Origin of the sequence: Citrobacter sp. CK191 (genome assembly GCF_030333435.1) — a bacterium.
Lineage (GTDB): Bacteria > Pseudomonadota > Gammaproteobacteria > Enterobacterales > Enterobacteriaceae > Citrobacter_B > Citrobacter_B koseri.
This window is the reverse complement of record NZ_JAOWFX010000033.1, coordinates 182,860-208,529: the sequence shown is the minus strand read 5'-3', so window position 1 is coordinate 208,529 and position 25,670 is coordinate 182,860. Positions and strand designations below refer to the sequence as shown.

Sequence of the window (25,670 nt, the reverse complement as noted above, 5' to 3'; positions counted from 1 at the left end):
CGCACCGCTCCTTGTTCTTATGTACTGCGACTACTGGCCGCTTAACACTCTCGCGGGGTCAATATTGCTGGCGCGTCGCGCCGGATACCAGCTCGCCAACAAGCTCAGCAACAATGCCGTAACCAGTACGTAAATAACGTCCAGCCAGTGTAATTCGGATGGCAGGAAGTCGATAAAATAGATGTCTCCAGAAAGGAACTGATGCCCTATCAGCTTTTCGATGCCTTCGATAATAGGGGTCAGTTGCAATGAGACGACCACGCCAATCGCCACGCCGCACAGACTGCCGAGCAGACCCGCCAGCAGCCCATACCAGACGAAAATGGCGCGGATTAGGCCATCTTTCGCCCCTAAGGTTCTTAATACCGCGATATCGCCGCTCTTATCTTTTACCGCCATCACCAGCGTCGAAACGATGTTGAAGCAGGCCACGCCGATCACCAGCACCATCGCCAGATACATGATAGCGCGGATCATCTGAATATCATGGTACATATAGCCGTAAGTACCGATCCAGCTCTTAATGTAAACGTAACTGTCGGTCACTTCGCCAGCGTCCCGTACCAATTTATTGGCGTTAAAGACATCGTTGACCTTAATCGCGATGCCGGACACGCTGGCCCCCATATCCAGGTACTGCTGCGCGTCTTCCATAGGGATCATGGCAAAGCTGTGATCGAGCTGACCGCTCAGTTGCAGAATCCCCGTCACATGCAGACGCACTCGCTTAGGCTGCTGCAATTTATGATCGGCGCTGGCATTGGGGATCATGATCGACACCCAGTCGCCCTGCTTCACTTTCAGCGCATCGGCAACGCCCTTGCCAATGATGATCTGCTGCTCGCCCGCCCTGAAGTTATCCCAGGCATGGTTTTGCACAAACGACGGCAGCGCGCTCAAGCGCTGTTCCTGTTTCGGGTCCACGCCCTTCACCTGGATTGCGCGCAGATTCGCCCCGCTCTCCACCAGCCCGGTAAAGTTGATATAGGGCGCTGCCGCTGCAATCCCCTGTACGTGCTGCACTTTTTCCAGCGCTTCGCGCCAGTGAGTCCACGGCTGATTCACCGCTTCAATTTCACCATGCGGCACCACGGCCAGAATACGGTTGTTCAGCTCGCGCTCAAAACCGTTCATCGCGCTTAAACCGACAATCAGTACCGCCACGCCCAGCGCGATACCGATAGTCGAGATAACGGAAATCAGCGACACCATACCGCCGCGCCGACGACCACGACTAAAGCGCAAGCCGATCAATAACGATAAAGGCGAAGCCATTACTCAGCTCCCATCAGGCTCAGTTCTGCCGTCAGCAGACCGTCGCGCATTTCAAGCTGACGGCTCATTCGCTTCGCCAGCTGCAAATCGTGAGTCACCACCAGAAACGCCGTTCCCTGAGCGCGATTGAGTTCACCCAGAAGCTGGAAAATACTGTCGGCATTGCGCGCATCCAGGTTGCCGGTCGGTTCATCCGCCAGCACCAGGCGCGGATTGTTGACCAGCGCTCGGGCGATGGCGACACGCTGACGCTCGCCGCCGGAAAGTTCGGATGGACGATGGTTAGCACGGTGATCCAGCCCCACCGCCTGCAACATTTCACGCGCCCGCTCGGTAATTTCAGCCGATTTTTTCTTGCCGATCAGCAGCGGCATCGCGACGTTTTCCAGCGCGGTGAAATCCGGCAGCAGGTGATGGAACTGATAAATAAAGCCAAGCTTCTGGTTGCGCAGTTCCGCTTTCGCCGCCGACGAGAGTTTGCTCATCGGCTGGCCGCTAAAAATGACATCGCCCGACGTCGGCGTATCCAGGCCGCCCAGCAGGTGCAGGAGCGTACTTTTCCCGGAGCCGGAGCTGCCGACAATCGCCATCATTTCGCCTTCGCCAATGCTGAAGCTGACATCGTGCAGCACGTCGGTTTGCACGGAGCCTTCCTGATAGCGTTTGCACAGGTTGTCGCATTGCAACAGGATCTTATTCATAACGTAAAGCCTCAGCGGGTTGGGTGGCGGCAGCGCGCCAGGAAGGATACAGCGTGGACAATAACGCGATGGCCATCGCCACCAGCGCAATAACAACAACCTGTAGTGGTTCAATCGCCACCGGCAGCGCAGCGCCATCCAGGAATGCGCCAATGATCGGCATCAGGTTATTCAGTTGGCTGGCCAGCAATGCGCCCAGCACTGCCCCCAGCAGCGCGCCGATAATCCCGGCGCTGGCGCCCTGAACCATAAACACCATCATGATCTGGCGCGGCGTCAGCCCCTGGGTTTGTAAAATAGCCACTTCGCCCTGCTTCTCCATCACCATCAAACCTAACGAAGTAATAATATTAAACGCCGCCACGGCGACGATCAGGCTTAACAGCAAACCCATCATGTTTTTTTCCATGCGCACGGCCTGGAACAGTTCGCCTTTTCGCTCACGCCAGTCCTGCCATTTCGTCCCCTCCGGCAGCGTCTGCTGGCTGAGGGTATCCACCTTCAGCGGCTCATTGAGCCACAAGCGCCAGCCGGTGATATTGCCCGCCGGGTAGCGCATCAGACGCGACGCGTCCTGAATATTGGTCAGCATCTGGTAGCCATCCACTTCGCTGTTCGCCGCGAAGGTGCCAATCACCGTAAACAGGCGCTGGCTCGGCAGCCGTCCCATTGGCGTGAACTGGCTGGCGGAAGGCACCATCACGCGAATTTGATCGCCGCGATTGACGCCCAACTGCCCGGCAAGCTGCTCGCCGAGGATGACATTATACTTGCCCGGTTCAAGAGAGGTTTGCTTCACATTGACCAGATACGGCGTTAAGGGATCTTTTTGCGCCGGGTCGATACCCAGCATCACGCCCACGGCGACGCTACGCGCGCTTTGCAGCACGACATCTCCCGTGGTAAGCGGCGCGATACGATTGACGCCATTCAACGTAACCGCTTTTTCGGGTATCTGCTGTGGATTAAGGGAGCCCTGCTCAGACGAGAGAATTGCCTGCGGCATCAGGCCAAGGATGTTGTTTTGCAGTTCACGTTCAAAACCATTCATCACCGACAATACCGTGACCAGCGCCATCACCCCGAGAGTAATGCCAATGGTGGAAAGCCAGGAGACGAAACGACCGAAACGATCTGCTGCACGCCCACGCATATAACGCAGGCCAATAAATAGAGCGACAGGTTGGTACATGAAATCCGTCTGGTTGCTGTTAGCAAAGCCCCGAGTATATAAGCGAAAGCGGAATGGGTAAATGACTGAACCGTAAGTGTTCGTCAGCGTAATTCTGAAAAGTATCAAGAAATCAACTTCCTGAAGATACCTGCCTTGATACTCACCCTTGACCCTGATCTTTATCTTAAAAAAATAAAATACAGAATGTTACGCATTACAACACCGATCCCCGCCCGCAGGATCACAGGCTATGTTGAATAACACGAGTACGCCGTCCTGATGAAACAAAAAGAATTGTGGATCAACCAAATCAAAGGGTTATGCATCTGCCTGGTGGTTATTTATCACTCTGTGATTACGTTCTATCCCCACCTGACCGCTTTCCAGTATCCGTTATCGGAGATCCTGACGAAATGCTGGATCTACTTTAACCTCTATCTGGCGCCGTTTCGCATGCCGGTGTTTTTCTTTATTTCCGGGTATCTGATCCGCCGCTATATTGACAGCGTGCCCTGGGGAACCTGTATTGATAAACGGATCTGGAGCATTGTCTGGGTACTGGCGCTCTGGGGAGTGGCGCAATGGCTGGCGCTTAGCTGGCTCAACCACTGGCTGGCGCCCGAACGCGACATCAACAACGCCTCCAACGCCGCTTATGCCGGGTCCGTCGGCGAGTTTATTCACGGAATGCTGACGGCCAGCACCAGCCTCTGGTATCTGTATGCGCTGGTTGTCTATTTTGTGCTGTGTAAAGTCTTCAGCCAATGGGCAAAACCACTGTTCGTACTGTTTGTACTGCTGAGCGTGACGATAAACTTCGTGCCGACGCCGTGGTGGGGAATGAACAGCGTGATCCGCAACCTGCCTTACTACAGCCTCGGCGCCTGGTTTGGCGCCACGCTGATGGAGTGGATTAAGCATGTCCCACTGCGTCGTTATGCTATCGCGTTTGCGGGCATTGCGCTGCTCGCCGTCATCGCCTGGCTGGCTAATGTATCCCTGCTGCTCTCACTGGTGTCGATTGTGCTGATCATGAAACTTTTTTATCAGTATGAGCAGCGCTTCGGCATGCGTTCTTCCAGCCTGCTGAATGTCATCGGCTCAAACACTATTGCTATCTATACAACCCACCGTATCCTGGTCGAAGCGTTCAGCTTAACGTTGATTCCGAAAATCAACGGCGCGGCATGGTCGCCGCAGCTTGAGTTTGCTCTGCTGTTGGTTTACCCCTTTGCCAGTCTGCTGATTTGCACGCTGACGGGCCTTACCGTCCGAAAAATTTCGCAACGCCTGTTTGCCGATCTCTTCTTCTCTCCGCCTTCTCTCCCCGCCGTTACCAGCTATTCGCGTTAATCTTTTCGCCCCCTCCCGGGGGCGAATCAATTTGCTAAAGAGAAACGATCACGGATAATAAAGAGCATTGCTTATCAGTGATATGCCCCCATAGTGTGGTGTATACCCAATAGAGATCCTGCAACCACTATGCCTGAACAACAACGTTATACTCTGCCAACCAAACCCGGCGATCAGCGCCAGTTGGGTGAGCTTACCGGCGCCGCCTGCGCCACGCTGGTGGCGGAGATTGCCGAGCGCCATGCTGGCCCAATCGTGCTTATTGCACCTGACATGCAAAACGCCCTGCGCCTGCATGACGAAGTTCGCCAGTTCACCGACCAACTGGTGATGAATCTGGCGGACTGGGAAACGCTCCCTTACGACAGCTTTTCCCCACACCAGGAAATCATCTCTTCACGCCTGTCCACGCTTTACCAGTTGCCGTCAATGCAGCGCGGCGTATTGATTGTTCCGGTAAATACGCTGATGCAGCGCGTTTGCCCGCACAGTTATTTACATGGCCACGCCCTGGTGATGAAAAAGGGTCAGCGTTTGTCGCGCGACGCCCTGCGCGCACAGCTGGATAGCGCGGGCTATCGCCATGTTGATCAGGTCATGGAACACGGTGAATACGCCACTCGCGGCGCGCTGCTGGATCTGTTTCCGATGGGCAGCGAACAGCCCTATCGTCTTGATTTTTTTGATGATGAAATCGACAGTTTGCGCCTGTTTGATGCCGATACCCAGCGTACGCTGGAAGAAGTCGACGCCATCAATTTGCTGCCCGCGCATGAATTTCCGACCGATAAAACGGCCATCGAGCTGTTCCGCAGCCAGTGGCGTGACACATTTGAAGTTAAACGCGACGCCGAGCATATTTACCAGCAGGTCAGTAAAGGCACGCTGCCTGCCGGGATCGAATACTGGCAGCCGCTGTTCTTCAACGAGCCGCTGCCGCCTCTGTTCAGCTACTTCCCGGCGAACACGCTGCTGGTGAATACCGGCGCGCTGGAAAACAGCGCTGAACGCTTCCAGGCCGATACCCTGGCGCGTTTTGAAAACCGTGGCGTCGATCCTATGCGCCCGCTTTTGCCGCCGGAATCCCTGTGGCTGCGGGTCGATGAGCTGTTCTCCGAACTCAAACGCTGGCCCCGCGTACAGTTAAAAACCGAACATCTGCCAGGTAAGGCGGCGAATACCAATCTGGGTTTTCAGAAACTGCCGGATCTGGCGGTACAGGCGCAGCAAAAAGCGCCGCTGGACGCGCTGCGTAGATTTCTTGAATCCTTCAACGGGCCGGTCATTTTCTCCGTAGAAAGCGAAGGCCGCCGCGAAGCGCTCGGGGAACTGCTCGCCCGTATTAAAATTTCACCCAAACGAATTTTGCGCCTGGATGAGGCGCTCGACGCCGGACGTTACCTGATGATTGGCGCTGCGGAGCATGGCTTTATCGATACGCAGCGTAATCTGGCGCTTATTTGCGAGAGCGATTTGCTGGGTGAACGCGTTGCGCGTCGCCGTCAGGACTCACGCCGCACGATTAACCCCGACACGCTGATCCGCAACCTGGCGGAGCTGCATCCTGGACAGCCGGTGGTACACCTTGAGCATGGTGTGGGGCGTTATGCGGGTATGACGACGCTGGAAGCCGGCGGCATCAAGGGCGAGTACCTGATGCTCACCTACGCCAACGACGCCAGACTGTACGTACCGGTGTCATCTTTACATCTCATCAGCCGCTATGCCGGAGGCGCCGAAGAGAACGCGCCGCTGCATAAACTGGGCGGCGACGCCTGGTCTCGCGCCCGACAGAAAGCCGCGGAGAAAGTGCGCGACGTGGCGGCAGAGCTACTGGATATTTACGCCCAGCGCGCGGCAAAAGAAGGTTTCGCCTTTAAGCACGATCGCGAGCAGTATCAACTGTTCTGCGACAGCTTCCCGTTCGAGACCACGCCAGACCAGGCGCAGGCCATTAACGCCGTCCTGAGCGACATGTGCCAACCGTTGGCAATGGATCGTCTGGTGTGCGGCGACGTCGGCTTCGGGAAAACCGAAGTGGCGATGCGCGCCGCGTTCCTGGCGGTGGAAAACCACAAACAGGTCGCGGTGCTGGTGCCTACCACCCTGCTGGCGCAACAGCATTTCGATAACTTCCGCGACCGCTTCGCCAACTGGCCGGTGCGCATCGAAATGCTCTCCCGTTTCCGTAGCGCCAAAGAGCAAGCGCAGATCCTTGAGCAGGTCGCTGAGGGGAAAATCGACATTCTGATCGGCACTCATAAGCTGCTGCAAAGCGATGTGAAATTAAAAGATTTGGGCTTGCTGATTGTCGATGAAGAGCACCGTTTCGGCGTACGGCATAAAGAGCGCATCAAGGCAATGCGCGCCGACGTTGATATTCTGACGCTGACGGCAACGCCAATCCCTCGTACGCTCAACATGGCGATGAGCGGTATGCGCGATCTGTCGATCATTGCCACACCGCCCGCCCGTCGTCTGGCGGTAAAAACCTTCGTCCGCGAATATGACAACCTGGTGGTGCGCGAGGCTATCCTGCGTGAAGTTCTGCGCGGCGGCCAGGTGTATTATCTGTATAACGACGTGGAGAATATCCAGAAAGCCGCAGACCGACTGGCGGAACTGGTGCCGGAAGCCCGCATCGCGATTGGTCACGGGCAGATGCGCGAGCGCGAACTTGAGCGCGTTATGAACGACTTCCACCACCAGCGCTTTAACGTTCTGGTGTGTACCACCATTATCGAAACCGGTATTGATATTCCGACTGCGAACACGATCATCATTGAGCGCGCCGACCATTTCGGCCTGGCGCAGCTCCACCAGCTACGTGGCCGCGTTGGACGTTCGCACCATCAGGCGTATGCCTGGCTGCTGACGCCGCATCCAAAAGCGATGACGACCGACGCGCAAAAACGTCTGGAAGCCATTGCCTCGCTGGAGGATTTGGGCGCCGGTTTTGCGCTGGCGACCCACGACCTCGAAATTCGCGGCGCTGGCGAGCTGCTTGGCGAAGATCAGAGCGGGCAGATGGAGACCATCGGCTTCTCGCTGTATATGGAGCTGCTGGAGAACGCCGTGGATGCACTGAAAGCCGGACGTGAGCCGTCGCTGGAAGACCTCACCAGCCAGCAGACGGAAGTCGAACTGCGTATGCCGTCGCTGTTGCCGGATGATTTTATCCCGGATGTGAATACGCGTCTGTCGTTCTATAAACGCATTGCCAGTGCGAAAAACGAAAACGAGCTGGAGGAGCTCAAGGTAGAGCTGATCGACCGTTTCGGCCTGCTGCCTGACCCGGCGCGCAATCTGCTGGATATCGCGCGTCTGCGCCAACAGGCACAGAAGCTGGGCATTCGAAAACTGGAAGGCAACGAGAAAGGCGGTACGATCGAGTTTGCCGAGAAAAATCACGTTAACCCAACCTGGCTGATTGGTCTGTTGCAAAAACAACCGCAGCACTTCCGCCTCGACGGCCCGACACGCCTGAAGTTTATTCAGGATCTGGCGGAGCGTAAAACGCGTATGGACTGGGTGCGCCAGTTTATGGCGCAACTGGAAGAAAACGCGGCGGCGTAACGCACTACGACGCCGGATGGCGGCGCAAGCGCCTTATCCGGCCTACGGGAAGCATATCCTGTAGGCCCGGTAAGCGCAGCGCCACCGGGCACATCGCCTTATCCGACCTACGGGAAGCATACCCTGTAGGCCCGGTAAGCGCAGCGCCACCGGGCGTAATGCCCTCTGCCATCCCCCCGCGTTTTCGCCCACATTTACAACACTTTGCACTTCTCTTGCACTTCAAGACATGACAACCCGCCATAATGATCATTGACTCAATTTATTACAATAACCCTTTGATTTGTGATGATAATGAATAACATGCGACTTTCCCGCTGGCTGGCGTTTTTTACGCTCGCCGCGTCCGTAGCGCTGGCGATACCGGCGCAGGCGAACACATGGCCGCTTCCTCCTCCCGGCAGCAAACTGGTGGGCGAGAATACATTTCACGTTGTCGAAAACAACGGCGGCTCGCTGGAGGCGATTGCTAAAAAATACAATGTCGGTTTTTTAGCGTTGCTACAGGCAAACCCGGGCGTTGATCCTTACGTTCCCCGCGCGGGCAGCGTTCTGACCATCCCTCTGCAAACCTTACTGCCGGACGCGCCGCGCGAAGGTATTGTGATTAACCTCGCCGAATTGCGTCTGTATTACTATCCTCCCGGAAAAAATTCGGTGACCGTGTATCCAATCGGTATCGGTCAACTGGGTGGCGATACGTTGACGCCAACGATGGTGACTACCGTTTCGGATAAGCGCGCAAACCCAACCTGGACGCCTACGGCGAATATCCGCGCCCGTTACAAGGCTCAGGGGATAGACCTCCCTGCCGTGGTTCCCGCCGGGCCGGATAACCCAATGGGCCATCATGCGATCCGCTTAGCGGCTTATGGCGGCGTCTACTTGCTGCACGGCACGAATGCTGATTTCGGTATCGGGATGCGCGTCAGTTCCGGCTGTATTCGCCTGCGTGACGGTGATATTGAGACGCTGTTCCGTCAGGTCACGCCGGGTACGAAGGTCAACATTATTAATACGCCGATCAAAGCGTCCGTTGAACCTGGCGGCATGCGCCTGGTAGAAGTCCACCAGCCGTTATCGAAGAATATTGATGACGATCCGCAGATATTGCCGATCGTATTGAACGGTCAAATGCAGGCTTTCAAAGATACCGCACAGACCGATGCCGCCGTTATGGAGCATGTTATGGAAGTGCGTTCAGGAATGCCGGTCGATGTCACCCGCCATCCCGGGATAACGCAGCAGTCGATGTAACGTCGGATAATAAAAAAGCCCCGCTCAGACAGCGGGGCTTTTTTGTGGCAGTAGCAGTGGCATTAATGAGGGTTAATGCTTATTTGTAGATAACCGCAGTCCCGTGGAGGGTGTTAGGACCGGTTACCGAAGTAATGCGGAAAGATTTCGCGCCCATTTCATCCGCTTTTTGCGCCAGTTGATCTTCCAGAGATCCCAGGTTAGTCCCGGCGGTTGCGGAAATGGTGCCCACTTTCTGTTGATCTACAGGCGTCGCCTGAACTTCAACAGCAGCGAAACTTGCGAAAGAGAGTGAACTCAGTACAGCGGCAGCAATGAGGGTTTTTACGTTTTTCATGATAGTGACCTTTAGCAGATGAACGGTGTCGAAATATTTACTTAACGATCGATAGGTAAATCATAGATGTGATCCAGGTCACACGTCAACATTTTTTTATAACGATCATTATATAAATTAAAAAGAACTTATTTTTCATATCAATACAGGTGAATTATTTTTCTTCTGAATGCGCTGGAGACTGAGCGGGATTATTTTTATAATGGTTGTTCAACAAACCCAACAAGGTACAACGGCATCATGACAACTGACTCGACAGGTTGCGTAAAAAAAAGCCGTGGCCGACCAAAAGTGTTCGACAGGGAAGCCGCGCTTGATAAGGCCATGACACTCTTCTGGCAGCACGGCTATGAAGCAACATCGCTCGCCGACCTCGTGGAAGCGACCGGCGCAAAAGCGCCCACGCTGTACGCAGAATTTACGAACAAGGAAGGGTTGTTCCGCGCAGTGCTGGATCGCTATATCAGCCGCTTTGCGGCAAAGCATGAGGCCCAACTCTTTTGTGAAGAAAAAAGCGTTGAGTCTGCGCTGGAAGACTATTTCACCGCCGTCGCGACATGCTTCACCAGTAAAGACACCCCTGCCGGGTGCTTTATGATCAACACGTCCGCCACACTGGCCGCCTCCTCCCGTGAAATCGCCCATACGGTGAAATCCCGCCACGCGATGCAGGAGCAGACGCTGACCCAGTTTTTGCGCCAGCGGCAGGAGCGCGGGGAAATTCCGGCGCACTGCAATCCACAAACGCTGGCGGAATATCTGAACTGTATTTTACAAGGAATGTCGATCAGCGCGCGTGAAGGCGCGACGTTTGACAAGCTGATGCAGATAACCCGCACCACCCTACGGCTGTGGCCGGAGATGCTGAAGGCTTAGCGCCTGACCGTCTGATAAAAAAAGCCCCTCAGCCTGAGCGAATGAGGGGCTAACGTGCAGAGTACAGCTTTTTTTACGCGTCGTTATTCAGAATCAATTGACCGTTATTATCCAGCGGGATTTGCGTTCCGGGATCTTTATCCATGCGGATTTTCCCCTGCTGATCGCCAATCTTGTAAGTGACGTCATAGCCCAGCATTTTCTCTGACTTGTCATACACCGTTTTACAACGCTGCTGCGTAGAGGTGTAGGTGTCATTTTCCTGCATTGATCCCTGGATTTGGTTACCGGCGTAACCCCCGCCCAGCGCCCCGACGACGGTCGCCACATCTTTACCACGGCCACCGCCGAACTGATGACCAATCACGCCGCCAGCAACCGCGCCAAGCACCGAACCGGCAATGCGATTTTCGTCCTGAACAGGTTTGCGGTGCGTGACCGTCACGTTGCGGCATTCCTGACGCGGTGTTTTGACGGTTTCTTTTATGGGTGTGGCTGATACGACTTGCGCATATTTCGGGCTACGGTCAAAAACGTTCAGACTGGCCACCGCCGCCACACCCAGCGCAGCAGCTACGCCAATCCCTATACCCGCCAACATTGATTTATTCACGGGAATTCCTCCTTTTTTGCTATTAGTAACAATTTTGCAACCAGCAGTGGGGTTAAGCAAATCAGAAAGAGGATGAAAAGTGCGGGGTTATGCGGCAAACAGACACGATTCAGAGAACTCTGAAGCAGATGGCGCGATTAAATTGCCGGATGGCGGCCGATGGCCTTATCCGGCCTACAGACGGTGAGAGCTGATGCCGGATGGCGGCCGGTGGCCTTATCCGACCTACATGCAGTGCGAGCCGTAGGCCTGATAAGCGAAGCGCCATCAGGCGATACGGTAAGGATTAATGCAGTTTCAGACGCGGGCGAATCACACGGTTAATGCTGCCTACTAACATCATTAACCCGGTTTTAAAGTAACCGTGCAGCGCAATCTGGTGCATACGGTAAAGCGAAATGTAAACAAAACGCGCGATACGCCCTTCCACCATCATTGAACCGCGCATCAGGTTCCCCATCAGGCTGCCGACAGTCGAGAAATTAGAGAGCGATACCAGCGAACCGTGATCTTTATAAACATAGTCTTTCATCGGTTTGCCTTTCATCTGCGCCAGAATATTATTCAGTGCGCAGCTTGCCATCTGATGCGCGGCCTGTGCGCGCGGCGGCACAAAGCCCCCTTCAGGACGTGCGCAGGAAGCACAGTCGCCGATGGCATAAACATCCGGGTCACGAGTGGTTTGCAGCGTTGGTTCAACCACTAACTGGTTGATGCGGTTAGTTTCCAACCCGCCAATGTCTTTCAGGAAATCAGGCGCTTTAATCCCTGCCGCCCACACCATCAGGTCAGCTTTGATGTGTTCGCCATCTTTCGTGTGCAGGCCGCCTTCGTCTGCGCTGGTCACCATCGTCTGAGTCAGTACGCGTACGCCCAGTTTGGTCAGTTCGCTATGCGCCGCAGCGGAAATACGCGGCGGCAGCGCAGGCAGAATACGCTCACCGGCTTCAACCAGCGTCACGTTCAGCGCTTCGTTAGTCAGGCCTTTGTAGCCGTAGCTGTGCAGCTGTTTCACAGCGTTATGCAGTTCCGCAGAAAGCTCCACGCCCGTTGCGCCGCCACCGACAATCGCAATGTTGACCTTACCGCTAACACCCATGCTGGAAGAGTATTTCAGGAACAGGTTCAGCATTTCCTGATGGAAGCGACGCGCCTGATGCGGGTTGTCCAGGAAAATACAGTGTTCTTTAACGCCAGGGGTGTTGAAGTCGTTAGAGGTGCTGCCCAGCGCCATCACCAGGGTGTCGTACGCGATTTTACGCTCAGGAACCAGCAGTTCCCCTTTCTCGTCACGCAGTTCCGCAATGGTGATCGTTTTCGCTTCACGATCGATATCCATAACCGAACCCAACTGGAACTGGAAACCATGATTACGCGCATGCGCCAGGTAGCTCAGAGCGTCCACGCCTTCGTCCAGTGAACCGGTCGCCACTTCATGCAGCAACGGCTTCCACAGATGGCTGTGGTTTCTGTCCACCAGCGTGATTTTTGCCTTTTTCTTACGACCCAGTTTTTTACCCAACTGAGTCGCCATTTCAAGCCCGCCAGCACCGCCGCCGACAATCACGATCTTTTTCAATGGTGTAGTCAACGTGACCCCCCTTAAATTTATTAACCAATTGTTAAGTAAAAGTTATAAATATAGCCTTTAATTAACAACAAGTTACGGTAATGCAAAGTGACTTCGCTAGTGAGAATAACACGAACGGTGCATTGGTCATACCAAAATTGATGTACATCAAGTTTTCTCGCTGAAAAGATAGACAACCCTGCCTGAATGCTCATAAAAAAACCAGCCCGAAGGCTGGTTTCTGAGGGGGGTGATCGGGTTACAACGGCTTAACCTAACGTTTTAAACGCTTTTATCCGCTGTAAATGAGGAGAGATATTCTTAAATTTATGGGTCTGCTCTTCGTCCCAGACAATTTCATAGAAATGATGCAGCTCTTTTGCCGAACGATGGCTGTCCAGCGCTTCATCATGCCGGGACAGGATCACCAGGCAGCGATCGCGGTTTTTTTCGCGGAAATTGGTGACGCATTTCGTTGCGATATCGGCATACTCTTCCGGGCGGTCGATTTTGCCTTCCATGTTCTCATAGGGGAACAGATTAGGGTTGAATACCACCTGGCGTATGTCGCACAGGAAGCCAATCCGCTCCGCCCAATACCCACCCAGTCCTACGCCACAAATTAATGGCCGATCGTCCACATTCAGTTGCAACATTTTATCTACTTCTTTCAGCAGATGCTGCATGTCATGTTTGGGATGCCGTGTGCTATAGCTGATCAGTCTGACATCCGAATCAATAAACTGTAGCTGCAACACCTTCTCGTGGTTACCCGGACTGTTGGAGTCAAAACCGTGTAAATAGATAATCATCGCATCCTCACACAAAACTCGGGTTAATGACCTGCTTTTTCTTCCTGCCAGCGTTCATGCAACTGGTTAAGCTGGGCGCTGACCGTTTTCCAGCGTGCGGAGTCCATCAACTCCTGACGCGAAAATGAACCTTTATGATACAAACGCGTAACACGTTCTGCATTGATCGGCGACAGATTATCTAACACGCTGACCGCTCCTTTACGATTATTACAGACCAGGATCATATCGCAACCCGCATCCAGCGACGCCTGCCCGCGCTCCGCGTAGCTCCCCATAATCGCCGCTCCTTCCATCGACAGATCATCGGAGAAAATCACGCCATCAAAACCAAGCTCCTCACGCAGCACCGTTTTCAGCCAGTGTGGTGAACCACTCGCCGGACGCGGATCGACATCGCTGTATATGACGTGTGCCGGCATAATCGCATCAAGTTTGTTCCCGGTGATTAGCGAACGGAACACCGACATATCCCTGGCGCGAATTTCCGCCTCAGGACGCGGATCGGTTGGCGTTTCTTTGTGCGAGTCGGCAGTGACTGCCCCGTGTCCGGGGAAGTGCTTACCGGTGGTTTTCATTCCGGCAGCATGCATCCCGTCGATAAAACGCGTCGCCATTGCCAGAGCTTTAAGCGGATCGGCATGGTAAGAACGCTCGCCAATTGCTGCGCTGATATGCCCGACATCCAGCACCGGCGCGAAACTGATATCAATGTCCATCGCGATCATCTCGCTGGCCATTAGCCACCCGGCATCCTGCGCCAGTTTGCCCCCTTCTTCCAGCCCGTGCAGCGCAGCAAAAGATTGTGCGGCTGGCAGGCGGGTAAAACCTTCACGAAAACGCTGTACGCGTCCGCCTTCCTGGTCAACCGCCACCACCAGATGATTGCGCGAAGCCGCCCGAATCTGGCGGACTAACTCGCGCAGTTGCTCCGGGTCATGATAATTACGCGTAAAGAGGATCAGCCCCCCCACCAGCGGATGGGCCAGAATCTCGCGCTCTTCTGCGTCCAGCTCAAACCCTTCGACATCCAACATTACTGGCCCCACACTGCTCTCCTTATCCTTTCTTTTTCAGCTGCCGCCAGTCGTCGTCGGCCAGCCTGATAAATTGTTGTTCGCCGGTTTGCTGCCAGCGGTATTCAAACCATCCGGCTTTCAGCATCATTACCCAGGGGCACCATAACCTGACCTGCCGCCATAGCGTTTGCGGACAGATATGCGCAACGGCGGCATAGGATCTCACCAGCCGTTGATGCTGCCGCTCATCCTCTACCCATACAGCGGCCAGCTCCAGAGCGATATCGCCGTCCCCGGCGTATTCCCAGTCAATCAACCGTAGCCCCGATGCCGTCTGTACCAGGTTATCGCCGTGGACATCCATATGCAAAGGCGCCAGACGCAGCGGACGAGGTTCCCGCGCCGCTCGCAGCCGTTTTAGCATCCGTAGCCAGTACGGCGTCCTGCGTGCCGGATCGCTCCCCTGCCAGTAGCGCATAAGCAGCGGTAACAGCGAAATACGCCAGCCGAAACGCGGTTGTTGATGCAGATGATACAGTAAGCCCGCCAGTTCGTCGGTATCCGGTAATCCAGATTTTACCTCTCCCTGCAAATAGTCCACCGCCATCCAGCCGGGAATATAAAAATGCGGTCTGGGGGCAAGGGTTTCCGGTAAACGTGACAACGCGTGATACTGACGCAAGAAATCAGATTCAGGCGCGAAGGGATCATGATGGCAACGGAGCACCAGACGGCGAGCGTCATGTTCAATGATGCAACTCCCGCCGCTTAATCCGTTGTGGCAGGCGGCGACGGGATGATATTGCGGGAAGTAGCGCGACAAAACGTCGTCGCGCGTCAGTAGATTATTGTTGCTGGACTGCACCTTTACCTGACCAGATTATCTCGCCAGTTTGTACCAGCATTAACTGCATTTGCAGCGATGGCGCATTGACGTTACCCGCCGCGCTGGAATAGAGCACATATTGCGCCCCTACGTTACGGGCGATGCCAATCGCTTTACTGCGCGTACCGAGGCTGTCCTGCGGTGATAAACCCAGTTGCTGCTTCGCCATCGCCAGTTGCTGCGCGGAAACCAGCGTAAATTTACCGTTATTCGCCAGCGCATTACGTAAAGTTTCTGTGGCCTCGCCCGCGTTGAGCGAACCGTTGGTGCGATTATTTACGCTATCGACCAGCAGTACGTTACCCGCCGTTACGCCATCAGCCTGAAGCATTTTTCCGACCATCGGCTGCATCGCGCTGTTCCAGTCATAATGGCGCACGCGCGGCGCAGGCTGTGCGGTCTGGTCTTCGTGTTCAATCGGGCCCGGCTGCTGCGGGATCGTCGGCACCGATGGCACGACCGGCACAGGCTGCTGCGGCTCAGCTGGCTGTTCCGGCGCCGGTTTGACTTCATCAACCGGTGCGGGTTCACGTTGCCCCACACAACCGGAGAGAAATATCGCCAGCGCGGCCACCAGTGCGTAGCGATTCATTTTCATCATCAAAATTCACCCCTTACAAATAAAGATAAAGTCTAACCTTATGCGCCCCCAGATAATTGGCGCTGCCATACAGCGTGACCGACGAACGCGCCGGGATAGTCACACTGCGTGGCGCTTCCAGAGGATGCATTTCCAGCCCTCTGGCGTCATACCAGTAAAACCGATAATGCACGGTAACGGGTTCTTGCCTTTCGTTATAGAGGCGTGAGGATGCAGAAGGCTGAATATCGGACGTCGTCAACGCAGGCGCTTCCGCCGTGATACCGGCCGCCAGCAGCGTTGACTCCATTACCAGAGTCTGTTCATCACTGACCGGAATTTCAGGGTGTGAGCGACAACCCGCAAGCAACAGTAAGACCAGTGATATCGCAAGGCATCCTCTGGTCATTGTCAGAGGCCTTTATGCGCCAGCATCGGCCCCAGCGCACGCCCACCCAGCAGGTGCATATGAATGTGATAAACCTCCTGCCCGCCATGACGGTTAGTATTCATGATCAGGCGGTAGCCGTCTTCGGCAATGCCTTCCTGCCCGGCAATTTTTGCCGCGACGGTGATCATACGGCCCAGCGCCTGTTCGTGCTCCGCCGTGACATCATTAACCGTTGGGATCAGGGTATTCGGGATGATCAGAATGTGCGTGGGCGCCTGCGGCGAAATATCGCGAAATGCGGTAACCAGTTCATCCTGGTAAACGATATCCGAGGGGATTTCACGACGGATAATTTTGCTGAATATAGTTTCTTCTGCCACGACATTTTTCCTTTTTTCAAAATTAGCCATAACGTTGTGCCATGCTACGCCGAGCCACACTGCGAGTATAGAGTATGAGCGAGTTACTCACGCTCTTTCAACTTTAACCCACGATTTATTAAGCAAAAAATCTGTCAGTTGCTGCGCTTATACTCATTTCCCTCTTCTCTCTGCACCTCATAGCACTGAAACAAGATTTCATTTTCACCCGTAACATCTGTTTACAGCATTAATGCAAGTGCGTATATTTCGCATTTGCATTTTCATGCGCATTTGATGGTTAGAAAATTAAAAGGGTTCGCCATGCCATTTCATGGTTTGAACTTAACGTTCATCATTATTAGGGGTTTTTCGATGTCTTTCACAACACACACCCAGGATGAGCAGCGTCAGCCTGCCGCAGTTCCCACACTGCTGGCAGCCTGCATCGCTATGGCATTGATGCCTTCCACCAGCTTCGCCGCTACCACAACAGAAGAAACAATCGTTGTTGATAGCGCATCACAAGCCGACACGTCCAGCGATGAAGAACAGGACTACAACGTTAAAACGACAACCGCTGGCACTAAAATGCAGATGGCGCAGCGCGATATTCCTCAGTCTGTCAGTATCATCAGCCAGCAACGCATGGCTGATCAGCAATTACAAACCCTTGGCGATGTGATGGACAGCACGCTGGGTATCAGCAGAAGCCAGTCAGACTCCGACCGCAACCTCTACTACTCACGCGGTTTCCTCATCGACAACTACATGGTCGATGGCATCCCCACCTATTTTGAATCACGCTGGAATCTTGGCGATGCCCTTTCTGACACGGCCCTGTTTGAACGTGTGGAAGTCGTACGCGGCGCAAATGGATTAATGACCGGAACCGGCAACCCTTCCGCGTCTATCAATATGATCCGCAAACATGCCACCAGCCGTGAATTCAAAGGTAATGTGTCTGCGGAATATGGAAGCTGGAACAAACAGCGTTACGTAACCGATTTACAAAGCCCGCTGACAGAAGACGGTAACGTACGTGCGCGGATTGTTGCGGGTTATCAGAACAATGACTCATGGCTGGATCGTTATAACAGCGAGAAAACATTCTTCTCCGGCATTATCGATGCCGATCTGGGGAGCACAACCAGCCTTTCCGCCGGGTATGAATATCAACGCATCGACGTTAACAGCCCGACCTGGGGCGGTTTACCTCGCTGGAATACGGATGGCAGCACCAACAAATATGACCGCTCGCGCAGTACCGCTCCAGACTGGGCTTACAACGATAAAGAGTTTAATAAGGTCTTTGTCACGCTGAAGCAGCGTTTTGCGGATACCTGGCAGGCAACGCTCAACGCCACGCATTCTGAAATCAAATTCGACAGTAAAATGATGTACCTGGATGCCTATGTCAATAAAGACACCGGTATGCTGGTTGGCCCTTACGCCAACTATGGGCCAGAGTACGGTTACATTGGCGGTACGGGCTGGAACAGCGGCAAACGTAAAGTCGATGCTGTCGATCTTTTCACCGATGGGGGCTACGACCTGTTTGGCCGTCAGCATAACCTGATGATCGGCGGAAGCTACAGCAAACAAAATAACCGCTATATGAATACCTGGGCGAACGTATTCCCGGATGAACTGGGCAATTTCTACAACTACGACGGTAACTTCCCGGAAACAAACTGGGGTCAACAAACCGTTGCCCAGGATGATACCACGCACATGAAATCGCTCTATGCAGCGACCCGCATTTCGCTGGCCGATCCGTTGCATCTGATCATCGGCGCTCGCTACACCAACTGGAGTATCGACACGCTGACCTACCGGATGGAGAAAAACCATACCACGCCATATGCCGGACTGGTATATGACATTGATGATAACTGGTCTGCCTACGCCAGCTATACTTCCATCTTCCAGCCACAGAACTATCGTGATAGCTCGGGTAAATATCTCACCCCTATTACGGGTAATAACTATGAAGTGGGCTTGAAATCTGACTGGATGAACAGCCGCCTGACCACCACATTGTCGGTCTTCCGTATTGAGCAGGATAACGTCGGTCAGTCGACCGGTAGACCGATTTCAGGTAGTAACGGCGACACCGCGTATAAAGCGGTAGACGGAACCGTCAGCAAAGGCGTTGAATTCGAAATTAACGGCGCTATCACCGACAACTGGCAGATGACCTTCGGCGCAACGCGCTTTATCGCGGAAGATAACGAGGGAAATGCGGTGAATCCGAACTTGCCACGTACAACCGTGAAGCTGTTTACCAGCTACCGTCTGCCAGTCATGCCTGAGTTGACCGTCGGCGGTGGCGTTAACTGGCAGAACCGTGTTCACGGCAGCGACACTGTCACACCATACGGCACATGGCGCGCGGAACAAGGCAGCTATGCGTTAGTGGATCTGTTCACTCGCTACCAGGTAACCAAAAACTTCGCCGTACAGGGCAACATCAACAACCTGTTAGACAAAACCTACGACACCAATATCGATGGTTCTATTGTCTACGGCGAACCACGTAACGTCAGCATTACTGCAAGCTATCAGTTCTGATAAACGCCACTGACGAAAAGGGAGCCATCTGGCTCCCTTTTTTACGTTCTCGCAAGCCTGATGGCGGCTAACGCCTTATCAGGCCTACAACTGTGCTATAACCGTAGGCCGGATAAGCCACGCGCCATCCGGCAACACAGCGTAAAAAAGGCAGCCATTTGGCTGCCTTAGTTCTCCCCAACGTCTTACTGCTTAGCTATTGCGGATGTATTCATCCATTTCCGTTTTCAGGTTATCGGATTTCGTACCGAAAATAGCCTGAACGCCGGAACCTGCGACGACGACACCAGCTGCGCCAAGCGTCTTCAGGCCAGCCTGATCCACTTTAGCAACGTCAGCAACGCTAACGCGCAGACGGGTGATACATGCGTCGAGGTTAGTGATGTTCTCTTTACCACCAAACGCGGCGATCAGGGCCGGAGCCATTTCACTGGTTGCGCCCACTTTGCTGTCTTCGCTCGCGTCTTCACGACCCGGCGTTTTCAGATCCAGCGCTTTAATCAGCACACGGAAGACGGTGTAGTAAATAATCGCATAACCTGCACCAACAATCGGGAACAGCCACAGTTTGCTGCTGTTGCCAGACAGAACGATGAAGTCGATCAGACCGTGCGAGAACGATGTACCGTCACGCATACCCAGCAGGATACAGATCGGGAATGCCAGACCTGCCAGAATCGCGTGGATAACGTACAGGATCGGCGCAACGAACATGAAGGAGAACTCGATCGGCTCGGTGATACCGGTCAGGAACGAGGTCAACGCTGCGGAGATCATGATACCGCCCACTTTCGCGCGGTTTTCCGGTTTAGCAGAGTGCCAGATCGCGATAGCCGCAGCAGGCAGACCGTACATTTTGAACAGGAAGCCGCCGGACAGTTTGCCCGCAGTCGGGTCGCCCGCCATGTAGCGAGGAATGTCGCCGTGGAACACCTGACCTGCTGCGTTGGTGTATTCACCAATCTGCATCTGGAAAGGAACGTTCCAGATATGGTGCAGACCAAACGGCACCAGGCAGCGCTCAATGAAGCCATAGATACCGAACGCCACAACCGGGTTCTGGTAAGCAGCCCACTGAGAGAACGTCTGGATAGCCGTCCCGATCGGTGGCCAAATGAAGGACAGGATCACGCCGGTGAAGATGGCAGCCAGACCAGAAATGATCGGCACAAAGCGTTTACCCGCAAAGAAGCCCAGATACTCAGGCAATTTGATACGGTAGAAGCGGTTAAACATGTACGCTGCAATCGCACCGGAGATAATCCCCCCGAGAACACCGGTATCCGCCAGGTGTTTTGCTGCGATTTCTTCAGCAGGTAAATGCAGAACCAGCGGCGCAACCACGGCCATGGTTTTGACCATGATGCCGTAAGCGACAACCGAGGCCAGAGCCGAAACGCCGTCGTTGTTGGTGAAGCCCAGTGCGACACCAATGGCGAAAATCAGCGGCATATTTGCAAAAACAGAACCGCCTGCTTCTGCCATAACGTGCGACACAACGGCTGGCAGCCAGCTGAAGTTAGCGGAACCGACGCCCAGCAGGATACCTGCGATAGGCAGTACGGATACCGGTAGCATCAGCGATTTACCGACCTTTTGCAGGTTAGCAAATGCATTCTTAAACATAATTAGGAGTGCTCCTGAGTATTTGTGCTTATACACTTCATCCTTCAAACCGCCTCAGCGTTGGCTGCGCTCGTTCATCCCAGTCACTTACTCAAGTAAGCTCCTGCAATTCACTCACTTGCCGCCTTGATGCAGCCTGAATGATTTTGTGTATTCTACGTTTTCACGCATTGGCGAGGGGGGAGAACCTCGCCGTGGACAGGGCATCTAAGCGCCCTTTATTTATTACACAGAGTAAAATAAATAAGCTCGGTTTTGTTTGACGGCTATCACGTTTCAGCTCCTGACAGCCATAAAACCATCACATTCTGACAAAATGAGTGTCTGAATGTTACAATTCGCTCATTCACCGCCCATTTTGTGGCGGTGAACTTTACTCGCTTTGAATATTAATTACGAGCTTTAAAAAAACTCAGTTAACGGGTTGATTGCAGGCGAGAAGCGTCGATGTGGAACAGGCGGGCAAAGTTTTCAGTGGTTGCCTGCGCCAGTTCTTCAACGGCAACACCCTTCAATACGGCCATATACTCTGCGACATCGCGAACCATTGCAGGCTGGTTCTCTTTACCACGATGCGGCACCGGAGCAAGATAAGGAGAGTCCGTCTCAACCAGCAGACGATCCAGAGGAACATAGCGGGCGGCATCACGTAACTGCTCCGCGTTGCGGAAGGTCACGATCCCGGAAAAAGAGATATAAAACCCAAGATCCAATAATTTACCCGCCGTCTCCCTGTCCTCTGTAAAACAGTGTAGTACGCCACCGCAATCCGTCACTTTTTCTTCGCGCAAAATCGCCAGCGTATCGGCGCGTGCGTCACGGGTATGCACAATCACGGGTTTATTTAATTCACGGCCAATCTGAATATGGTTAATGAAGGATTCTTGCTGGCGAACTTTTGTTTCCGGCGTATAAAAATAATCCAGCCCGGTCTCCCCCATGGCCACCACGCCTTCTTCAGCGGCAAAGCGACGCAGGTCTTCCACATCGTATGTTTCATCCTGGTTTAACGGGTGTACGCCGCAGGAAAACACAACGTTATCTCGCTCGCCAACCAGTTCGCGCATACTCCGGTATCCGGGCAGGGTTGTCGCCACCGCCAGGCAGAACTTCACATCGCGCGCGGCGGCTTTTGCCAGCACGTCATCCACGTCCTTATGCAGAGATTGATAATCCAGGCCATCAAGATGGCAGTGTGAGTCGACTAAAAACATAATGTCTCTCTCAAAGATGGGAAACAGGCAACACGGCGCCTGGTTGCAGGTAATGCTCTATGCGGAGAATAAGATCGGTTAATACCAGTTCGCGGTTTAATCCGGTCACGTTAATCAGCTGTTCGCGACAATGGCAGACATCGCTGAGTATGGCCTGGATGCGTGCGACGGATAACCGTTCAGCTATCGACGCCACCAGCGTTCCGGCATCCTGATTTGTCAGGCTGGAAGCGCCATACTGGTATTTAAGGGCATCCATAAGCAGCGTCGCCAGCCAGTGTAAACGTACGGCGGCCTGTTCGTGATTCAACACCGACAGAAGGATATACCAGTCGCCGGATTGCAGCGTATTCGCCAGCGCTTCGCAAAGCGCGTTACGATGCGCCCAGCTGTCGGCCTGCAACAACGCCAGAGCGGCGCCGGGAGCCCCTGCGCTCAGGCGCAGCGCCGCCAGCAACGTCTCTTGTGACATTGTCACTTCACGAGAAAGCCAGGAAACAGCGTATTGTTCGGATGGCGGCGCAAGATGATGCAGACGGCAGCGGCTGCGTAAAGTCGCCAGCAGGCGTGCCGGTTCACGGCTGGCAAGGAAGAACCAGGTTTTCTCCGGCGGCTCTTCGAGCGTCTTTAATAAGGCATTCGCCGCGGCATCAGTCAGCAGGGCCGCATCCGGGATCAACACGACTTTCGCGCCGCCAAGTCGAGAATGTTCGTACAGCTTCTCGCCCACGTCGCGTACCGCGTCCACGCCAAGGGTGCTTTTTCCCTTTTCCGGCAACAGCGAATAATAGTCAGGATGCGTACCCGCCTGCATTAACTGGCAGCCACGACAGCGCCCGCAGCTTTTATGCCCTTCCGGTTGCTGGCACAGCAAATAACGACTGAGGGCATAAATCAGCGCATCATCCCCCATTCCGGGCAACGCCTGAATCAGTAACGCATGGTGGCCCCGACCCGCCTGATAGCTTGCTACCAGTTTTTCAAAGTCTGGCCGTAACCACGGATACCATTTCATGCACCCTGCTCCTTGATCCAGGCCGTCACGGTTGTGCGAATATCGTTCATCACAGCCTCCAGCGGCTGAGTCGCATCAATGGTGCGAATGCTGGCATCGCTGGCGGCCAGCTCAAGGTAGCGGGCACGCGTGCGATTGAAGAAATCCAGAGACTCCTGCTCAATGCGGTCAAGCTCGCCGCGCGCGCGCGCGCGTTTTAAGCCAACCTCCGGCGTCACATCCAGATACAGGGTCAGGTCAGGACGGAAGTCGCCCAATACAGCATCACGCAGCGTCGCCAGCATCGTCTGGTCGATCCCTCGGCCGCCGCCCTGGTAGGCCTGGGTGGACAGGTCATGGCGATCGCCAATGACCCACGTTCCTTTCGCCAGCGCAGGCTTGATAACGGTTTCCACCAGTTGCACTCGCGCGGCATAAAACATCAGCACTTCAGCTTTATCCGTGATCGTTTCATCACCCACCGATTTGATGTCCAGCACCAGACTTCTTAATTTCTCTGCAAGCTGGGTGCCGCCCGGCTCACGCGTAAAAATCATGTCGTGAATACCCAGTTGCTCAAGTGTCTCCACCACCACGTTACGCGCGGTGGTTTTTCCGGCGCCTTCCAGGCCTTCGATGACGATATAGTTACTGCCCATTTTTTTCCTTAAGCACTTTCAGGTAGTCCTGCACTGACCGGTTATGGCTGGCAAGATTGGTGTTAAACGTGTGACCGCCCTTTCCGTCAGCCACAAAATAGAGGTACGGCGTTTTCGCCGGATGCGCGGCGGCTTTCAAAGAGGCTTCGCCAGGCATGGCGATAGGACCTGGCGGCAACCCGGTGATGGTATAGGTGTTATACGCCGTCGGCGTTTCCAGCGCCGCGCGCGACAGCTTACCATTATAACTCGCCCCCATGCCGTAAATCACGGTCGGATCGGTCTGCAAACGCATACCAATACGCAGACGGTTAATAAAGACCGATGCCACCTGATCGCGTTCGCTGGCGACGGCCGTCTCTTTCTCGATAATAGACGCCATCGTCACCAGTTGATTCTTATCTTTATAAGGCAGCCCTTCCGCGCGCCCTTCCCAGAAGTCATCTACCGCTTTAACCATCTTTTGATGCGCACGCTTCAGAAGCGCGACATCGGTGGTGTTGGCGGTATACATCCAGGTGTCCGGCCAGAACCAGCCTTCAAGCCACTCCGGGGTCTCCAGCTTCAGCGCCTGCGCGACGGTTTCGTAGCGGTCATCGCTAAGCGTATGCTGAATATAAGGCGCATTCCGCAACTGATTCAGGTAATCGCTCAGGCGCATCCCTTCGACCAGACGTAGCGGGAACTGTGCTTCTTTACCACTTTCCAGCAGTTTCAGCATCTCTCGTACGGTCATATCAGGCGTTAAACGATAGGTGCCCGCTTTAAAGTTTGATAATTCAGGTTCAACGCGCAGCAACCACTGAAACACGCGCGGCCGATTGATAATTTTGTCGGCGTAAAGTTGATCGCCTAATGCCAGACGCCCGGTTCCGGCCTTCAGGGTAAAGATCGTCTCTTCTTTTATTAACAAGGGACTGTCGGCCAGTTGGCGCACTTTCCACATTCCTGCGCCAGCGGCAATGCCCAACACAACGACCAGCAGAAGGAAAAAGCGTAACATTCTTTTCATGACTAATTCGGGTGCTCACAAAGTGGGGCTAAAAAATCGAACAATGAACGTGCAAACATCAGTTTATCGCCACAGGCGCGCACGGGAATCACGGGCATCAACGCATTGCAGATAACCATCTCATCGGCCTGCATAAGCGCGTCCTCCCCGGCATACACTTCGACAACCTGGAAAGGCGATTGTGCCAGCGACTGTAAACAAAATTGTCGCATAATGCCGTTTACCCCCGCCTGATCCAGGCGCGGCGTGTACACCACATTCTCTTTACGCCAGAACAAATTAGCCGCACAGCATTCCGTAACCCATCCCTCGCTGTCAAGAACCAGCGCTTCATCGGCGTTTGTCTGCTCAAGATGAGACCGGATCAGTACCTGTTCCAGCCGGTTAAGGTGTTTTATACCCGCAAGCATAGGGTTACGCCCCAGCCTTACGGGGCTTAGCGCCAGCGTAATACCTTCCGTACGCCAGCGTTCATAATGGGTGGGATAAGGAGAAACGGATAAAATTCGCGTGGCCGCACGACAGTTTGACGGGCTGTAGCCCCTGCCGCCGCTGCCACGACTCAGAATAACTTTCAGTACGCCACTGTTCTGGCCTGCTGCCATCGCCGTCATTTCGTGTTGCAGTTCCGTCCATTGACTGAAGGGAAGCAGCAGTTTTTCGCAGGCATCCTGCAAACGGCGAAGGTGTGCGGGCAGGAGGCAAATTCTACCGTCACGGATTCGCGCAGTAGTGAAACAGCCATCGCCAAACTGTGTCGCGCGATCGCTGGCGGCAAGAGAATCCTGTTCACGGCCATTAATTAAGAACAT

23 protein-coding genes are annotated in these 25,670 nt (G+C 54.1%); 5 read left to right on the top strand and 18 right to left on the bottom strand.

Going from position 1 to position 25,670, the window contains the following annotated elements; all coding sequences use genetic code 11:
• Window positions 1-30: 30 nt before the first annotated feature.
• Genes lolE through lolC form a run of 3 tightly spaced genes read right to left on the bottom strand, consistent with a single transcriptional unit; the run spans window position 31 to window position 3,168 of the window.
• Window positions 31-1,275, bottom strand: coding sequence for a lipoprotein-releasing ABC transporter permease subunit LolE (gene lolE / locus OGV82_RS18285; RefSeq protein ID WP_024130429.1), 1,245 nt, complete (start codon window positions 1,273-1,275; stop codon window positions 31-33).
• Window positions 1,275-1,976 carry a lipoprotein-releasing ABC transporter ATP-binding protein LolD gene (gene lolD / locus OGV82_RS18280; RefSeq protein WP_047457492.1) on the bottom strand — a complete coding sequence of 234 codons (702 nt, stop codon included), beginning with the start codon at window positions 1,974-1,976 and terminating at the stop codon, window positions 1,275-1,277. Before lolD ends, lolE begins: the two co-directional genes overlap by 1 nt.
• On the bottom strand, window positions 1,969-3,168 hold the full coding sequence (gene lolC / locus OGV82_RS18275; RefSeq protein ID WP_024130430.1) for a lipoprotein-releasing ABC transporter permease subunit LolC: 1,200 nt from the start codon (window positions 3,166-3,168) through the stop codon (window positions 1,969-1,971). Before lolC ends, lolD begins: the two co-directional genes overlap by 8 nt.
• A gap of 261 nt (window positions 3,169-3,429) precedes the next feature.
• Between lolC and OGV82_RS18270 the strand changes: the two genes are divergently transcribed.
• The 3 genes from OGV82_RS18270 (at window position 3,430) to ldtC (ending at window position 9,336) form a co-directional block, all read left to right on the top strand.
• Window positions 3,430-4,503, top strand: a complete 1,074-nt coding sequence (locus OGV82_RS18270; protein WP_012132800.1) for an acyltransferase family protein — start codon at window positions 3,430-3,432, stop codon at window positions 4,501-4,503.
• 129 nt (window positions 4,504-4,632) lie between these two features.
• The gene (gene mfd, locus OGV82_RS18265) at window positions 4,633-8,079 is read left to right on the top strand and encodes a transcription-repair coupling factor (RefSeq protein ID WP_058669010.1); all 3,447 of its coding nucleotides are present in this window, start codon (window positions 4,633-4,635) and stop codon (window positions 8,077-8,079) included.
• A gap of 291 nt (window positions 8,080-8,370) precedes the next feature.
• Complete coding sequence (gene ldtC, locus OGV82_RS18260) at window positions 8,371-9,336, top strand: L,D-transpeptidase LdtC (protein WP_047463699.1); 966 nt, start codon at window positions 8,371-8,373, stop codon at window positions 9,334-9,336.
• A gap of 79 nt (window positions 9,337-9,415) precedes the next feature.
• Here ldtC and bhsA read toward each other — a convergent pair whose 3' ends face one another.
• On the bottom strand, window positions 9,416-9,673 hold the full coding sequence (gene bhsA, locus OGV82_RS18255) for a multiple stress resistance protein BhsA (RefSeq protein ID WP_047457498.1): 258 nt from the start codon (window positions 9,671-9,673) through the stop codon (window positions 9,416-9,418).
• A gap of 240 nt (window positions 9,674-9,913) precedes the next feature.
• Here bhsA and comR point away from each other — a divergent pair, with 240 nt between their 5' ends.
• A complete protein-coding gene (gene comR / locus OGV82_RS18250) occupies window positions 9,914-10,549 on the top strand; it encodes a TetR family copper-responsive transcriptional repressor ComR (protein WP_024130432.1) in 636 nt (211 codons plus the stop codon).
• A gap of 73 nt (window positions 10,550-10,622) precedes the next feature.
• Here comR and OGV82_RS18245 read toward each other — a convergent pair whose 3' ends face one another.
• The 8 genes from OGV82_RS18245 to hinT all read right to left on the bottom strand — a co-directional run bounded on the left by OGV82_RS18245 (window position 10,623) and on the right by hinT (window position 16,800).
• A complete protein-coding gene (locus tag OGV82_RS18245) occupies window positions 10,623-11,162 on the bottom strand; it encodes a glycine zipper 2TM domain-containing protein (RefSeq protein WP_024130433.1) in 540 nt (179 codons plus the stop codon).
• A 286-nt stretch (window positions 11,163-11,448) separates the two neighbouring features.
• Window positions 11,449-12,753 (bottom strand): NADH-quinone dehydrogenase, encoded by a 1,305-nt coding sequence (ndh, locus tag OGV82_RS18240; protein WP_024130434.1) that lies wholly within the window; start codon window positions 12,751-12,753, stop codon window positions 11,449-11,451.
• Between the two features lie 248 nt (window positions 12,754-13,001).
• Window positions 13,002-13,544 carry an alpha/beta hydrolase YcfP gene (gene ycfP, locus OGV82_RS18235; RefSeq protein ID WP_012132812.1) on the bottom strand — a complete coding sequence of 181 codons (543 nt, stop codon included), beginning with the start codon at window positions 13,542-13,544 and terminating at the stop codon, window positions 13,002-13,004.
• A gap of 23 nt (window positions 13,545-13,567) precedes the next feature.
• Window positions 13,568-14,593, bottom strand: coding sequence for a beta-N-acetylhexosaminidase (gene nagZ / locus OGV82_RS18230; protein WP_024130435.1), 1,026 nt, complete (start codon window positions 14,591-14,593; stop codon window positions 13,568-13,570).
• Window positions 14,594-14,603: 10 nt separating this feature from the next.
• Window positions 14,604-15,428: a thiamine kinase gene (thiK, locus tag OGV82_RS18225; RefSeq protein WP_047457503.1), complete on the bottom strand. Its 825-nt coding sequence runs from the start codon at window positions 15,426-15,428 to the stop codon at window positions 14,604-14,606.
• Window positions 15,409-16,050: a penicillin-binding protein activator LpoB gene (gene lpoB / locus OGV82_RS18220; protein WP_012132815.1), complete on the bottom strand. Its 642-nt coding sequence runs from the start codon at window positions 16,048-16,050 to the stop codon at window positions 15,409-15,411. Before lpoB ends, thiK begins: the two co-directional genes overlap by 20 nt.
• 13 nt (window positions 16,051-16,063) lie before the next feature.
• Complete coding sequence (locus OGV82_RS18215; RefSeq protein ID WP_047457506.1) at window positions 16,064-16,438, bottom strand: YcfL family putative periplasmic lipoprotein; 375 nt, start codon at window positions 16,436-16,438, stop codon at window positions 16,064-16,066.
• Window positions 16,439-16,440: 2 nt separating this feature from the next.
• A complete protein-coding gene (hinT, locus tag OGV82_RS18210; protein ID WP_047463701.1) occupies window positions 16,441-16,800 on the bottom strand; it encodes a purine nucleoside phosphoramidase in 360 nt (119 codons plus the stop codon).
• A 354-nt stretch (window positions 16,801-17,154) separates the two neighbouring features.
• On the opposite strand from hinT, the gene fhuE reads away from it, so the two are divergent.
• Entirely contained in the window at window positions 17,155-19,353 is a 2,199-nt protein-coding gene (fhuE, locus tag OGV82_RS18205) for a ferric-rhodotorulic acid/ferric-coprogen receptor FhuE (RefSeq protein WP_101744298.1), read from the top strand.
• A 192-nt stretch (window positions 19,354-19,545) separates the two neighbouring features.
• Here the strand turns inward: fhuE and ptsG are convergent, their stop codons facing one another.
• The 6 genes from ptsG to pabC all read right to left on the bottom strand — a co-directional run bounded on the left by ptsG (window position 19,546) and on the right by pabC (window position 25,670).
• Window positions 19,546-20,979 (bottom strand): PTS glucose transporter subunit IIBC, encoded by a 1,434-nt coding sequence (gene ptsG, locus OGV82_RS18200; protein ID WP_024130440.1) that lies wholly within the window; start codon window positions 20,977-20,979, stop codon window positions 19,546-19,548.
• A 416-nt stretch (window positions 20,980-21,395) separates the two neighbouring features.
• Window positions 21,396-22,193: a metal-dependent hydrolase gene (locus OGV82_RS18195; protein WP_047457509.1), complete on the bottom strand. Its 798-nt coding sequence runs from the start codon at window positions 22,191-22,193 to the stop codon at window positions 21,396-21,398.
• A gap of 10 nt (window positions 22,194-22,203) precedes the next feature.
• Window positions 22,204-23,208, bottom strand: a complete 1,005-nt coding sequence (gene holB / locus OGV82_RS18190) for a DNA polymerase III subunit delta' (RefSeq protein ID WP_047457511.1) — start codon at window positions 23,206-23,208, stop codon at window positions 22,204-22,206.
• Complete coding sequence (tmk, locus tag OGV82_RS18185; RefSeq protein WP_012132824.1) at window positions 23,205-23,846, bottom strand: dTMP kinase; 642 nt, start codon at window positions 23,844-23,846, stop codon at window positions 23,205-23,207. Before tmk ends, holB begins: the two co-directional genes overlap by 4 nt.
• Window positions 23,836-24,858, bottom strand: a complete 1,023-nt coding sequence (gene yceG / locus OGV82_RS18180; RefSeq protein ID WP_012132825.1) for a cell division protein YceG — start codon at window positions 24,856-24,858, stop codon at window positions 23,836-23,838. The genes tmk and yceG overlap by 11 nt, the downstream gene beginning before the upstream one ends.
• A 2-nt stretch (window positions 24,859-24,860) precedes the next feature.
• The gene (gene pabC, locus OGV82_RS18175; protein ID WP_047457518.1) at window positions 24,861-25,670 is read right to left on the bottom strand and encodes an aminodeoxychorismate lyase; all 810 of its coding nucleotides are present in this window, start codon (window positions 25,668-25,670) and stop codon (window positions 24,861-24,863) included.